The following is a 13,328-nucleotide window of genomic DNA, read 5'->3' on the forward strand; positions in this document are numbered from 1 at the left end:
GCTCACTCCTGGTTCTCGGTGGGGCCGAGCACCTCGGTGGCCAGCCAGGCCAGCACGGTGTCCTCGGCGGGCGGGTTGTGCAGGGCGACCCGCAGATCGCGGTAGTGCCGTTGCAGCGGGGAACTCAGCCGCATCGACGCCGCGCCGATCAACTGTCCGCAGTGGTCGACGACGGCGGTGGCGTGCCGGTGCACCAGCACCTTCACTGCGCCGGCCTGCGCCGCGGTGATGTCCCGGTCCGGGACGCGGCGCAACGCATCGTCGAGCAGTGCTCGGGCGCTGAGGTATTCGAGTTCGGCGGCCGCGGCACGGTCCCGGATCCGGGTGGTGTCCTTCAGGGCGCCCGGCCGGCCGTCGGTGCGCGGGCCGGCGGCGAACGCGATCGCCTCGGCGCGGGCGGCCTCGGCCACCCCCAGGTGCACTGACGCCAGCATCAGCGGCCACCAGATCGGTTGGGTGGCATCGACCGGCCCGTCGGCGCCGACGGTCTCGACGAGTGCCCCGGGGTCGACGCAGACATCGTCGAGGCGCAGATCCTGGCTGTCGGAGCCGCGTAGGCCGGCCGCGTCCCAGGTCTCCAGCACGGTGAGCCCGTCGGCCGGTTGCGGCACCAGGAAGTGCCCCTTGCCGGGACCGTCGGCGAAGGACGCCACGATCACGATGCTGCCCGCGGCCCGGGCCCCGGTGGCGTAAGTCTTGGATCCCGTTATCCGCCAACCTCCGTCGTCCCGGCGGGTGGCGACCGTCTTGATCGGCGCGCCGCGGCTCGGGGCGCCGCTGAGTTGCTCGCTGGCCACCAGCGCGACGAGTTCGCCGTCGGCCAGGATGCGGGCCGCCAGCTTGGGCAGCGCATCGGAGGTGCTGCTGGTGAACAGCCGGGTGGTGTGGATGTAGTGCATGGCCAGCACCAGCCCGGTGGCGGCGTCGCCGGCCGCGATCTCGCGGACCGCGGCCGAGGCCTCGGCGATCCCGGCCCCGGGACCGCCGAGTTGGCGCGGCACGGTGAGGGCCGGCAGGCCGCTGGCCCGCAGATCGGTGAAGTTCTGCGGTTGGAACCCGGCATCCCAGTCCGCGGCGGCCCGGGCGGCCACCGCCTCGCGCACCTGGCGCGCCGACAACGTCATCGGGCACCTCCGCTGGCGGCGCGGTTGCCCGGTACCGCATCGATCAGTTCGCGGGTGTACGCGTGCCGCGGCGCCCCGAAGATCTGCGAGGTCGGGCCCTGCTCCACGAGTTCGCCGCGGCGCAGCACCCCGATCTCATCGGAGATCTGCTGCACCACCGCGAAATCGTGGGAGATGAACAGATAGCCGAGATCGAGTTCCTGCTGCAGTGCCACCAGCAATCGCAGGATCTGGTCCTGAACCGAGACGTCCAGCGCGGAGACTGGTTCGTCGAGTACCAGCAGTTCCGGTTGCAGCGCCAGCGCGCGCGCGATCGCGACGCGCTGCCGCTGGCCGCCGGACAGTTCGGCGGCCCGGCGTTGCGCGGTCCCGGGGGGCAGCGCCACCTGGTCGAGCAGTTCGGCGGCGCGCCGGGCGCGGGCGGCGCGGTCACCGATCCCGAAGGCGCGCAGGGGTTCGACGATCACCTCCCCGATCTGCAGCCGTGGGTCCAGCGAGGAGTACGGGTTCTGGTACACCAGCTGCACGCGCCGTCGCAGCTCGCGCAATTGGTTCCCGCCGACCATGGTGATGTCGGTGCCGTCGAACCACACCCGACCCGCGGTGGGCTGCTCCAACCGCATCGCGATCCGCGCCAGAGTGGACTTCCCGGAACCCGATTCGCCGATCAGACTGTAGGTGCGGCCACGGTGCACCGTGAGAGACACGTCGTCGACAGCGGTGACTGGTTCCTTACGCCCCGGCAGGGCAAAGCGTTTGGTGATGCGCTCCAGGCACAGCAGCGGGCCGGTCTGCGCCGGCCGCTCCGGCAGCAGGGTGTCGCCGGACAGGCTGGGCGCGGCCGCCAGCAGCTTCCGGGTGTAGGCCTGCGCAGGTGCGGCCAGCAGCCCGGCGGTGGGTGCCTCCTCGACCACCCGGCCGTGCCGCATGACCACGATGCGGTCGGCGCGGTCCGCGGCGACGCCGAGGTCATGGGTGATCAGCAGCACCGAGGTGTTGTCCTCGGCGGTCAACTGGGCCAGATGGTCCAGCACCCGCCGCTGCACCGTGACGTCGAGGGCGCTGGTGGGTTCGTCGGCGATGACGAGCTTGGGCCGGCAGGCCAGCGCGATCCCGATCAGCACGCGCTGTTTCATGCCACCGGACAGCTCGTGCGGGTACTGGCGGGCGCGGGCCTCCGGGTGAGTCAGCCCGGCCCGGTCCAGGATCTCGATGGCCAGTTCGGCGGCCTCGGCGCGGCCGGCCAGCCCGTGCACCCGCAACGTTTCGGCGACCTGCTCACCGACCCGCTTGACCGGGTTCAGCGCGAGGTTGGGATCCTGTGGGATGAAACCGATCTCGGCGCCGCGGATCTTGCGCAGCGCCCGCCCGCGCAGCCGGGTGATCTCGCGGCCGTCGTAGGTGATGGATCCGGCGGTCACCGCCCCGGAGGCCGGTAGCAGCCCGATGATGGAGTGCGCGGTGGTGGACTTCCCGGAGCCGGACTCCCCCACCAGCGCCACCACCTCGCCGGGTGCGATGGTCAGGTCGACTCCGCGGACCGCGTCGACCTCGACGCCGCGGCCGCGGTAGCCGACGTGCAGATCCTGAAGCTGCAGCAGGCTCATCGGATCAGCCCGTCGTTGTCCAGGGCCCGGCTGATCCGGTTGGCCGACAGCACCGCCAGCGCGATGATCAGTCCGGGCAGGGTGGTCAGCCACCATGCGGTGGCCAGGTAGTTGCGGCCCTCGGCCACCAGCGAACCCCACTCCGGTGCCGGCGGCGGGGCACCGAACCCGAGGAAGCTCAGCGAGGACACCGCGAGGATCGCCGCCCCGAATTCCAGTGCCGCCAGCACCAGTACCGATCCGAGCGAGTGCGGCAGGATGTGGCGCCACAGGATGGTCGGTTTGCGGACGCCGCACACCTCGGCGGCCTCGATGAAGGTCTGGGTGCGGGTGCGCAGCACGTCCGAGCGCATCAGCCGGGCGAAGCTGGCCACCGAGGCCACCCCCACCGCGACGGCGACGTTGACGGTACCGAAGCCCAGTGCGGTGACCACGGCCAGCGACAGCAGCAACCCGGGGATGGACAGCAGTACGTCGACCAGGCGCATGATGACGTCGTCGACCCGGCCCCCGGCGAAGCCGGACAGCACGCCGATGGCCGAGCCGACCACCAGGCCCACCGCCACGGCGATCGCCGTGGCCTGCAGCGACAGCGCGGTGCCGTGCACCACCCGGGAGAACACGTCGCGGCCCAGATGGTCGGTGCCGAACAGGTATTCGGCGCCGGGCGGCTGCAGCTTGTCCCGCGGCACGCCGATCAGCGGGTCCCGGCCGGTGAACAGTTCGGGGAACAGCGCCCACCCGAACACCAGCACCAGGAACAGCACCGACAGCAGCAGTCCGGGCCGGTGCAGCGCGGTCAGCAGGGGCCCGCGCCAGCGCTGGCCGCGAGTGCGGACCCGGATCCGCAGATCGGGCTCGGCCGGTTCCTCGGCCTCGACCGCCAGCACGTCGAGCACGGTCATGCGGTTCCCCCTCCGATCGTGACGGGCCGCACCCGCGCGATCCGCGGATCGACCAGCGGGTAGATCAGGTCCACCACGAGGTTGACCACCGCGAAGATCGCCGCGGCCAGCACCACCAGCCCGAGCAGCATCGGGATGTCCTGGGCGGCAACGGCTTGTTCGGTCAGCCGGCCGATCCCGTGCCGGCTGAACACCGTCTCGACCACCACCGCGCCCGCCAGCAGGTTGCCGATGGTGATGCCGATGATGGTGAGCACCGGGATGGACGCGTTGCGCAGCGCGTGCCGCAGCTGGATCTGCCAGCGCGGTACGCCCTTGGCGACGGCGGTGTCGATATAGGGCTGAGCCCAGGTGGCGGTCAGCGTCTTGGCCAGCAGTTGTGCGAACACCGCCGAGGTGGGCACCGCCAACGTCAGGGCCGGCAGCACCAGCGAACCGAAGCCCTTGTTGCCGGTGGCGGGAAACCATCCAGTGCCGAACGAGAAGGCCTGCAGTAGAAGCAATCCGATCCAGAAGGTCGGCACCGACACGCCCAGCGGGGGCAGCGACAGCAGGAACTGGCGCAGCGGCCGCAGCCGGGTGTAGGTGGCCAGCAGGGCCAGCGTGCCGCCGGCGAGCAGCGACAGCACGAAGGCCAGCGCGGCCAGCAGCAGGGTCTGCGGCAGCGCCTCGGAGATCAGGGCGGTGACCTTCTCCCCGGTGGGCACCGAGTTGCCGAAGTCACCGCGCACCGCGTCCCACAGCGTGTACAGGTACTGCAGGTGTACCGGCTGGTCGAGGTGGTGTTCGGCGCGCAGGGCGTCGACCACGGCGGGGTCCAGCGCGATCTGGTCCCCGCCGGAGCTGAGCATGATCTCCACCGGATCGCTGGGCAGCAGGTACAGGATGACGAAGGTCAGGGTGAACGCCGCCCACAGCACGAACAGCCCCTGGGTGACCCGCCGCAGCAGGTAGCGGCTCATGAGCCGCCACCGCCGGTACGCCAGGCGTCGAAGAGGACGGTCGCGCCGTACGGGTCGATGCTGACCCCGTGCACGTCGGGCGCCACCCCGACGGCCTTGGTCTGTTCGCGCACCGGGATCCAGTAACCGTCGCGCAGCAGCTTCTCCTGCAGCGCCCCGGCCGCCGCGGCGCGGTCCTCGTCGGTGGCCGCCCGGTTCAGGGTGGCGGCCGCCTCCTCCAGGTCGAGCTGATTGGAGCCCTGCAGCGCCTGGTTGGTGTTCTGGAACAGCCCGACCAGGAAGTCGACGTCCTTGGCGGGTCCGGAACCGGTGAGGAAGTCGTAGCCGGCGTCGGCCTTGTTCTTCATCAGCGACGAGTACTCGGCCTGGGTGACCGGCAGGATCTGCACGGCGATGCCGACCTTGGTCAGCTGCTGCTGGATCAGTTCGAGTTCCTGCTGGGTGGCGCCCTGGCTGGATCCGGTGATGATCATGATCTTCGGTGCCAGCCGCAGCCCGTCCTTGGCCCACACTCTGTCAGCGCCCTTGGCCCAGCCGTTGTCGGCCAGCAGGTTCTGCGCTTCCTCGGGCTGGTACTGCAGGAACTCCGACTTGTCCTGCCACAGCGGGGTGTTGGCGGCGATGGCGCTGGTCGGGATGTTGTACTCATCGGAGTACAGGGTGTCGCGGATCTCCTCGCGGTCGATCGCCTTCTGGATGGCCTGACGCACCACGAGGTCCCTGCCCAGCGGGCTGAGCGGGTTCTGCCGGAGGCCCGGAACCAGATTCGGAGTAGTGGCGGTGAGGATCTCGGCACCCTGGCGTTTCACCGCGTCCTGGTCGATGACGGGGACGTCGTCGACGATGTCGAACTGGCCCGAGGTCAGACCGCCCACCCGGACACCGGATTCGGGCACCACCTCGAAGACGATGCGGTCCAGGTAGGCCGCGCCCTCGTGGTCGGTGACGCCCGGGGTGGGCCAGTTGTAGTCGTCGCGCTTGTCCAGGGTGATGCGCTGCTGGTTGATCACCTCGGAGATCACGTACGGCCCGCTGCCGATCAGATTCTTGCCCGCGCAACGCTCTTCGAGCGGGGCCTCCAGTGTGGCGGGGGCGTAGACGGAGAAGTACGGGTCCGACAGGTTGCGCAGGAAGCCGAGCTCGGGCTCGGTGAAGTCGACGCGGACGGTGTGCGGATCGACGACGGTGGTGCCCTGATAGGTGTTGAGGGCACTGATGATCTGGGTTTCGGATTGGCCGCTCTTGGTGATCGCCTTGAGGTTGTCCAGATTGGCCTTCACCAGTTCCGCGGTCAGCGGGGTGCCGTCGGAGAAGGTGACGTCGTCGCGCAGGTGCAGGGTGAACGACTTGGCGCCGGGCGCGATCTCCCAGCTCTCGGCCAGCCGTGGGATCACCTCCCCGGTTTCGCGGTCCTGATCGGTGAGTCGGTCGGCGAAGTGCTCGGGCGCGGACAGGCCGCGGGCCCGCAGCACCGGGTCCACGCATTTGGGCCATTCCGCCAGCGCGTAGGTCAGCGTGCCGCCGGGCACGGGGTCACCGGCCGGCTCGGAGGAGGCGTCCGTGCCCGAACCGGAGCACGCCGACAGGGTGAGAGTCAGCGCGCCGAGCAGGGCGACGGTGGCGGGGTAACGAGAAGTGTTCATGGGCAAGTCATTTCTGCGAGTGCGGGCCGGGACGACGGACGATCAGAGGATCAGTTCTGACATCGGTTCATCGGGCGATCCACGTGTCGTAGAAGACGCTCTCGCCGTAGGGGTCGATGCGGTAGCCGTGCACGTCGGCGGCGGTGGCGAACACGCGGGTGGCCTCGCGCACCGGGATCCAGTCGGCCTCGGCGATCAGGTAGCGCTGCAGCGCGTCGGCGGCGGCCAGCCGCTGCTCGTCGTTCTCGGCGAAATCCAGTGCGTCGATCTGATTTTCGAGTTCCGGGTCGGGAAAACCACCGAGACGCCGATTGGTGGCGCGGAACAACCCGATCAGGAAGTCGATGTCCTTGCTCAGCCCGGCACCGGAGGCGAAGTCGTAATCGGCCTCGGCCACGTTCTTCAGGTTGGCCGATTCCTCGGCGGCGGTGGTGGGCACCAGGCGCACGTCGATGCCCACCTGCTTGAGCTGCTGCTGGATCAGTTCCAGATCCTGTTGGCTGGCCCCGCGGGTACTGCCGGCCACGTAGTTCAGCTTCGGGGCCAGCCGCGCCCCGTCGCGGACCCGCACCCCGTCCGGGCCCGGCACCCAGCCGTCGGCCTCCAGCAGCTCCTTGGCCGCCTCCGGGTCGTAGGCCAGTTCCTCGGACTGATCGGCGGCCAGCGGTGTCGAGGCCGCCACCAGGCCGGTGGGCACCGGGTAGTCCGGGCTGTACAGGGTGTCGCGGATCTCCTCGCGGTCGATCCCCTTGAGAATCGCGCGGCGCAGCACCACGTCGGCGCCGAACTGGCTGTACGGGTTGTGGTAGACGCCCGGGTTCAGGTTCGGGATGGTGCCGAACACCACCTGCGCGCCACTGGCTTTGAGGGCCTCCTGGTCGGTTGCGGGTACCTCGTCGATGACGTCGAACTGGCCGGACTGCAGCCCGCCGACGCGGACTCCGGACTCCGGCACCACCTGGAACTCGATACGGTCCAGGTAGGCCTCGCCCTGGTGCTCGGACACCGCCTCGGGCGCCCAGTTGTAGCCGTCCCGGCGCTCCAGCACGATGCGCTGGTTACGGACGGCCTCGGTGATGACGAACGGCCCGGAGCCGACCAGCTTTCCGGCGCACCGGTCCTCGTAGGAGGCAGCCGCCGTGCTGGCCGCGTAGATGCCGAGGTAGGGGTCGCTGGCGTTGCGCAGGAATCCCAGTTCGGGCAGGTCGAACCGGACCCGGACGGTGTGGTCGTCCAGCACGTCGGAGCCGGCGTAGCTGTTCAGCGCGCTGTTGACCGGGGTGTCGGCGTTGCCGTCGGCGGCCAGAGTCACCAGGGCGTCGAGGTTGGCGCGCACCACTTCGGCGGTCAGTGGGCTGCCGTCGGAGAAGGTGACGTCGTCGCGCAGCTCGAAGGTGTAGGTGCGGCCGCCGTCGGTGATCTCCCAGGACCGGGCCAGCCGGGGCACGATGTCGCCGTCGGCGTCTTGGTCGGTGAGTGTTTCGACGAACTGCTGCGGGCCGCTGAACAGCCGGGCCCGCACGGCGGCGTCGATGCATTCCGGATACGACGCGACCGCGTAGCGCAGCGTCCCGCCGCGCACCGGATCACCTTGGGGCGCGGCGGTTTCGGTGCTGGACCCGGCGCAGCCCGCGGCGAGGACGGCGGTGGCCACCAGTGCCGACAGGGTGCGGGTGCGCATCATCCGTAGATCTCGTTGACGACGGGGATGTGGGCCGGGTTGAGCAGGGTGCGCGAGGTGTAGCCGAGGCGCCGGCCCAGTTCGGTGGAGGCGCGCAGGGCGTCGGCGTCCCCGCCGGGCGGGAAGGTGACCTGCACCGGCCCTGGCAGCCCTGCGGCGCGGGCGGCCAGCACCACCTGGGCGCGGGAGGCGAACAGTCCCTCGTCGGTGGTGGTGCCCAGATCCTTCTTGAGGTCGCCCTCGCCCAGGCCGATCGACTCGACGAGGTGGTCGGCCGCGGCCAACTCGGGCACGGCCAGCACCCCGGCCGCGGTCTCCACCATCACCTGCAGCCCGATCACCCGGGTGATCCCGGCGGTGGCGCGGCGGCGGTCGAGTTCCTTTGCCACCAGCCGGACTTCGTCGGCCCGGACGGATTTGGCCACCCGGATCGCGGAGAGCCCGGGACCGACGATGGCGTCCAGGTCGGCGTCGAGGTACCCGGTGCCCACGGCATTGACACGCACCAGCACGGGCTTGGGCGGTGCGCCGGTGATGACCTCGGAGACCAGTTTGCGGCCGATGTCCTTGCGGTCCGGCGGGGTCAGGTCCTCCAGGTCGAAGACCACCGCGTCGGCTTCGTTGTCGAAGGCGGCGGCGACCAGGTTCTCATCGCCGGCGGGCACGTAGAAGTAGGAGCGGATCTTGGCAGGGTCGAATTGCAAAGTCATCAGAAGAATCCCGTGGTCGGAGGTTGGATGTCGTCAAGCAGGTAGGCGCCGACGACGGACGCCTTGTAGGCGCGTGGGTTGTGGCTGGCAACCGTGCGGGCGTTGCGCCAGTGCCGGTCCAGGTTGTGGCTGCGCGCCGCGGCGGAGGCGCCGCCCACGTCGAAGAGTTGTTCGCCGGCCTTGAGCGCGGCCTCGACGGCGAAGAACTGGGCCCGCGCCACGGTGACGCTGGCTTCCAGCAGGGCGACCTGCTCCGCATCGGAACCGTTGGGCACCTCGTCGACCCGGTCGATGGTCTCGGCGGCACGCAGCACCGCCGATTCCGCGGCGTAGACGCGGGCCGCGGTCTCCCCCACCGTCAACCGGACGTACGGGTCGTCCACCGACCGCTCCACGCCACTGTGCTTGATGGGGCGAGCCTTGTTGCGGGCGTAGGCGATCGCGTCCGACAGCGCGTTGCGGGCGATGCCGACCTCGACCGAGGCGAGGAAGATCTGGAAGAACGGGGAGAGCGCGGGGCGGACATCACCCCGGTTGTCGACCGCGGTGAACTCGTCCTCGTGGATGACGACGTCGGTGAAGGTGGTGGTGCCGCTGGCGGTGAGCCGCTGCCCGATGCCGTCCCAGTCGTCGATACGCTCGATCCCGTCCCGGTCGGCGGGCAGCACGAAGGCGATGGGCTGATCGTCCTCGTCGACGGCGCGCACGTTGATCCAGTCGGCGAACAGGGTGCCGGTGCTGTAGTACTTCACGCCGTTGACCCGCCACCCGTCCGGAGTCTGGGTGACCCGGGTGGCGATCTTGCCCTGCGCACCGCCGGTCTCGCCGCTGGCCAGCCCGAACACGTCACCGGCCAGGATGCGGGCGAACCAGCGTTCCTGCTGCTCGGGATTCTGCGAGCGGCGCAGTTGTTCGACGAAGGCGAAATGCGAGCGCACGGCCTGGGCGATGTTGGCGTCGGCGGTCGCCAGGTCGATGATGAACCGGATCAGCTCGCTGACGGTGGCATCCGGGCCGCCGAACTTATTCGGTACCCGCCACGTTCCGAGGCCTTCGGCGAAGAGACGCGCCACCTCCGGAAATGGCATGCGACGCACCAGTTCCCGGTCGGAGGCTTCGGCGGCGATCTCGGGTAGGACGGTGCGGGCCGTGTCGCGCAGGTCGGCCACCGTGGTGGTGGCGGCAAGCGAGGTCACAACGGTTCTCCTGAACGTGGTCGGGTTGTGGGTCAGATGGCGCTGCGGGACTCCCAGGCCCCGGGTTCGCGGGTCAGTTCGGCGATGTCGTCGGGGAGCCGGCCGGCGACCAGATCGGCCAGGGTGGTGCGTTCGAGCACCCGCCGCAGCGAGACCCTGGCCGCCACCCAGACCGATTGCAAGGCCTCCAACCGGTCTCCGTAGTCGAGGTCTTCGGGACACTCCCCGCGCACCGTGAGTAGTGGGCCGTTGAGCGCCCGCACGATGTCGGCGACCGCGATGCGGTCGGGTGCGACCCGGAGCCGATGGCCGCCGCCGTGCCCGCGTTGGCTGACGACGAACCGGGTGCGGTTGAGTTCGGAGAGGATGGCTTCCAAATACTTGGCCGGGATGTGCTGGTCGGCGGCGATGCTCTCGGAGCTGTGCGGCACCTGCCAGTCCGCGGCCAGGTGCGCCAGCGCCCGCAGGGCATAGTCCGTCTTAGCCGATATGCGCATGGGCCGTCTTCACCAGTTCGTGCTCCAAACCCGCTGCGGCACCGCGCACGTGGCGGACCTCGGTGTAGCCGAGGTCGCGCAGCGTCTGCACGACACGGCCCGACCCCTGCTCCCGGTTGCAGAACACCACGATGGAGCGGGTCCGGGCGACACCCAGCGCGCCCTGCTCCTGCGGGTCGAACAGCGCCGGAACATCGACCTTCTCGACGTGCAGTACGCCGGGGATCACACGGTCACGGTCCCCGCTCTTGCGTACGTCGAGCAGCAAGGCGCCGGCGCGGTGCCGGGCCAGCGCCTCGTCCGGGTGGATCAGCAGTTCGTCGTTGCCGGCGACCTGGGTCGTGCTGCCCAGCGCGGCGGACAGGCCCGCGACCGCCAGACGCAGGGCGTCGTCGGATTCCGGGGCGACCACGGCCCCGCACCCGTGCACCTCCAGGTCACGGTCGAGTACGTAGGCGCCACGCACCAGTTGGCGGCCGCCCAGGTCGAGGATGACGGGGTGCAGGGAGTACTCCAGGCCGGTGAGGTGCGAGGAAGTGCCCCCGGTGGCGACCGGCATGACGACCTTGTCGGTGAAGGCGCCCGGCGGCAGCAGGTCGAGCACTGCTTTGAGGGTCGCGGAGAAGGAACCGTTACGGACCGGGGTGACCGGGATGACCGCGTCGGCGGCCTCGACGGTGGCCGCGATGTCGCGGGCGGCCGCCGCGGAGCTGTCCCCGCCGATCAGTACCTCGGCCGGGGTGAGGCCGGGGTCGACGATGACGGTGGTGTGCCCGTAGCCGTCCAAGCATTCGGCGACATAGGTGCTCAATGCGTATGCGCGGGAGGTCTTCCCGGTGGTACCGGCGAGGAGGACGATCAGAGCCATTCAAACCTCCTCTTGGACAGTCCTATTCGTAACTGCGGTCGAGAGGGATTCTTTCTCTAGCGGATTGGTAGGGAAAGACATCTATTCGCGGTGATTCTTGGGTCGGTTCTCCCGCGGCCGACGACGTTGGACGGCGGGGATGCGGGTAGCCACGGTTTCGAGATCCGTTGGAATACCGAGGCCCCAAGGTCGTGACCCCACCGGCGATTGCCGCTCCCCCGGCTCGACAGTTCGTCGACCCCATCCGGCTGAGGTTGACGGCGCCGCCCAACACGACCCCGGACACGAGGCGGCATGCGCTGCCGGTACCGGCAGGAGCCGACGACCTCGGGGAAAGGGCGAAAGCGCCGCAGACGGGCCAGCGCCGATCCCCTGCGTGCGAAGGACCCGTTCGGCGACCATGATCTGGTACTCACGTGGCGTTTGTGCCGGCGAGCCAACACCGCCGTGTTCGCGCCAGGTGGACGGCAAGAACTGCAGGCCGCCGTAGACCCCGTTGCCGGTGTTGGCGGCCCAGTTGCCGCTGGATTCGCAGTGCGCGAACGCATCCCAATCCACCGTGCCGGCATGCGCGGTCGGTGCAGCCACGGCCAACGACGTTGTGGACAGCGCAGTGCGGTCAGCGCCGCGCCCAACACCTTGCGCATGTGCAACGGATGTCCCTTCAAAGCTGAACGATGCGCAGCGCAATTGTTATCTGTGTTCTCGGAGTGAAGGCTGAGGAGACTGTGAAATTTGTTCATGAAACTCACGCGTCAGGCATGTAGGTCCGAGCCGGGTATAGCGGCGGGCACCGCGTTCGACGGCGCTCTCGGAGCGCTGTCGCACCCAGATCATCAGGTTCGCCTGTTCGATTTCGGTCGCCGTATTCGGCAGCGCTGCAGGGAATTCCAACCAACTGCTGAACCGGAATCCCAACGGACGATGTCGGACGATCGCAGCCCGACCGTCGGGGTCGAAGCATCTTGAAGGACTGGATTTGTCGGTGGTCGAATGTATGTTCGAAGTATGGCGGGTGGGGACTTGCAAAGCGCGGTCAGCGCGGTGCGGGCTGCATTCGAGGAGGTGGCCGCGTACGAGGTGGATCTGCTGACGCGGCCGGATCTTGTTGCCGTTCTGGACGACCTCGAGACTCTGTCGTGCCAACTACCGGCGATGAGCCACCGGCTGCTGGCGCGGTTGCAGGCCGAGGCCGCTCCGCAGCAGATGGGCGCGAAGTCCTGGAAGGAAGTCCTCACGACTCGGTGGCGGATCTCGGGGTCGGAGGCCCACCGGCGGCTGGCCGAGGCCGAGGTGTTGGCACCGCGGAGGTCGTTGACCGGGCCGCCGTTGCCGCCGCTTTTGCCGGCGACTGCGATGGCCCAGGCGCGCGGCTGGATCAACGCCGAACACGTCGAAGTGATCCGAAAATCGATCAAGAAGGTACCGGGCTGGGTGGACACCGCCACCCGGGAGCAGTTCGAGGTCGACCTGGTGCGTACTGCGGTGGGCAATGGCCCGAAGGAGTTGAAGGACTCCGCGGATCGCACGTTGTTCCTGATGGATCAGGACGGTCCGGAGCCTGATGACACCGAACGTGCCCGCAAGCGCGGCGTCTCGTTAGGTAAGCAGGGCGCCGACGCGATGACCCCCATGACTGCGCAGTTGACCCCGGAGGCCCGCGCGGTGTTGGAGGCGATCTTCGCCAAGTACGCCGCCCCCGGAATGTGTAACCCCGACGATCCCGAACCCTGCACCTCCGGCACACCGTCGCAAGCCCAGATTGACAACGATCACCGCAGCCTGGCCCAGCGCCAGCACGACGCCTTCGTCGCGGTCGGTCGTATTGCGCTGATGAGCGGGGAACTCGGGAAGCTCAATGGGTTGCCGGTGTCGGTGATCATCCGCACCACGTTGCAAGATCTGGAATCGCCGGCCGGAGTCGGTGTCACCGGTGGCGGCACCGTCCTGCCGATCGCCGACGTCATCCGGATGGCCGGGCATGCCAACCACTATCTGGCGGTGTTCGACCGCGCGACCGGGTCGGCGTTGGATCTGTTCCGCACCAAGCGGGTGGCCTCTCCGGCGCAGCGGATCATGCTGATCGCCCGCGACGGCGGCTGCACGAAACCGTGCTGCACCGTCGGCGCCTACGG

At 69.4% G+C, this 13,328-nt stretch carries 12 protein-coding genes; 1 reads left to right on the forward strand and 11 read right to left on the reverse strand.

The annotated features are described in order from the left end of the window. Positions 1–2: 2 nt before the first annotated feature. The 11 genes from MVA01S_RS05970 to MVA01S_RS32410 form a co-directional block, all read right to left on the reverse strand. Positions 3–1,124, reverse strand: coding sequence for an acyl-CoA dehydrogenase family protein (locus tag MVA01S_RS05970; protein ID WP_003932167.1), 1,122 nt, complete (start codon positions 1,122–1,124; stop codon positions 3–5). Then, positions 1,121–2,731: a dipeptide ABC transporter ATP-binding protein gene (locus MVA01S_RS05975; RefSeq protein ID WP_003932166.1), complete on the reverse strand. Its 1,611-nt coding sequence runs from the start codon at positions 2,729–2,731 to the stop codon at positions 1,121–1,123. Before MVA01S_RS05975 ends, MVA01S_RS05970 begins: the two co-directional genes overlap by 4 nt. After that, the gene (locus MVA01S_RS05980; protein ID WP_003932165.1) at positions 2,728–3,636 is read right to left on the reverse strand and encodes an ABC transporter permease; all 909 of its coding nucleotides are present in this window, start codon (positions 3,634–3,636) and stop codon (positions 2,728–2,730) included. Before MVA01S_RS05980 ends, MVA01S_RS05975 begins: the two co-directional genes overlap by 4 nt. After that, on the reverse strand, positions 3,633–4,598 hold the full coding sequence (locus MVA01S_RS05985; RefSeq protein WP_003932164.1) for an ABC transporter permease: 966 nt from the start codon (positions 4,596–4,598) through the stop codon (positions 3,633–3,635). Before MVA01S_RS05985 ends, MVA01S_RS05980 begins: the two co-directional genes overlap by 4 nt. Further along, the gene (locus MVA01S_RS05990) at positions 4,595–6,241 is read right to left on the reverse strand and encodes an ABC transporter substrate-binding protein (protein ID WP_003932163.1); all 1,647 of its coding nucleotides are present in this window, start codon (positions 6,239–6,241) and stop codon (positions 4,595–4,597) included. Before MVA01S_RS05990 ends, MVA01S_RS05985 begins: the two co-directional genes overlap by 4 nt. A 67-nt stretch (positions 6,242–6,308) precedes the next feature. After that, positions 6,309–7,925 carry an ABC transporter substrate-binding protein gene (locus tag MVA01S_RS05995; RefSeq protein WP_003932162.1) on the reverse strand — a complete coding sequence of 539 codons (1,617 nt, stop codon included), beginning with the start codon at positions 7,923–7,925 and terminating at the stop codon, positions 6,309–6,311. Beyond that, entirely contained in the window at positions 7,922–8,632 is a 711-nt protein-coding gene (locus MVA01S_RS06000) for an HpcH/HpaI aldolase/citrate lyase family protein (RefSeq protein WP_003932161.1), read from the reverse strand. The genes MVA01S_RS05995 and MVA01S_RS06000 overlap by 4 nt, the downstream gene beginning before the upstream one ends. Then, the gene (locus tag MVA01S_RS06005) at positions 8,632–9,828 is read right to left on the reverse strand and encodes an acyl-CoA dehydrogenase family protein (RefSeq protein ID WP_003932160.1); all 1,197 of its coding nucleotides are present in this window, start codon (positions 9,826–9,828) and stop codon (positions 8,632–8,634) included. The genes MVA01S_RS06000 and MVA01S_RS06005 overlap by 1 nt, the downstream gene beginning before the upstream one ends. 32 nt (positions 9,829–9,860) lie before the next feature. Further along, positions 9,861–10,325 carry an RrF2 family transcriptional regulator gene (locus MVA01S_RS06010; protein ID WP_003932159.1) on the reverse strand — a complete coding sequence of 155 codons (465 nt, stop codon included), beginning with the start codon at positions 10,323–10,325 and terminating at the stop codon, positions 9,861–9,863. Continuing rightward, complete coding sequence (locus tag MVA01S_RS06015; protein WP_003932158.1) at positions 10,309–11,193, reverse strand: NAD(P)H-dependent oxidoreductase; 885 nt, start codon at positions 11,191–11,193, stop codon at positions 10,309–10,311. The genes MVA01S_RS06010 and MVA01S_RS06015 overlap by 17 nt, the downstream gene beginning before the upstream one ends. An 81-nt stretch (positions 11,194–11,274) precedes the next feature. Next, on the reverse strand, positions 11,275–11,781 hold the full coding sequence (locus MVA01S_RS32410; RefSeq protein ID WP_435405974.1) for a transglycosylase family protein: 507 nt from the start codon (positions 11,779–11,781) through the stop codon (positions 11,275–11,277). 405 nt (positions 11,782–12,186) lie between these two features. Here MVA01S_RS32410 and MVA01S_RS06020 point away from each other — a divergent pair. After that, positions 12,187–13,328 (forward strand): DUF222 domain-containing protein (locus tag MVA01S_RS06020; protein ID WP_060941555.1); only part of this gene is annotated, 1,142 nt, incomplete at its 3' end.

The organism is Mycolicibacterium vaccae NBRC 14118 = CIP 105934 (assembly GCF_001552715.1).
Taxonomy (GTDB): Bacteria; Actinomycetota; Actinomycetes; order Mycobacteriales; family Mycobacteriaceae; genus Mycobacterium; species Mycobacterium vaccae.

Excerpts from the sequence above, each read along its gene's own strand:
- MVA01S_RS05970 (WP_003932167.1), bottom strand. The coding sequence starts at position 1,124 with ATGACGTTGTCGGCGCGCCAGGTGCGCGAGGCGGTGGCCGCCCGGGCC.
- MVA01S_RS05975 (WP_003932166.1), bottom strand. The coding sequence starts at position 2,731 with ATGAGCCTGCTGCAGCTTCAGGATCTGCACGTCGGCTACCGCGGCCGC.
- MVA01S_RS05980 (WP_003932165.1), bottom strand. The coding sequence starts at position 3,636 with ATGACCGTGCTCGACGTGCTGGCGGTCGAGGCCGAGGAACCGGCCGAG.
- MVA01S_RS05985 (WP_003932164.1), bottom strand. The coding sequence starts at position 4,598 with ATGAGCCGCTACCTGCTGCGGCGGGTCACCCAGGGGCTGTTCGTGCTG.
- MVA01S_RS05990 (WP_003932163.1), bottom strand. The coding sequence starts at position 6,241 with ATGAACACTTCTCGTTACCCCGCCACCGTCGCCCTGCTCGGCGCGCTG.
- MVA01S_RS05995 (WP_003932162.1), bottom strand. The coding sequence starts at position 7,925 with ATGATGCGCACCCGCACCCTGTCGGCACTGGTGGCCACCGCCGTCCTC.
- MVA01S_RS06000 (WP_003932161.1), bottom strand. The coding sequence starts at position 8,632 with ATGACTTTGCAATTCGACCCTGCCAAGATCCGCTCCTACTTCTACGTG.
- MVA01S_RS06010 (WP_003932159.1), bottom strand. The coding sequence starts at position 10,325 with ATGCGCATATCGGCTAAGACGGACTATGCCCTGCGGGCGCTGGCGCAC.
- MVA01S_RS06015 (WP_003932158.1), bottom strand. The coding sequence starts at position 11,193 with ATGGCTCTGATCGTCCTCCTCGCCGGTACCACCGGGAAGACCTCCCGC.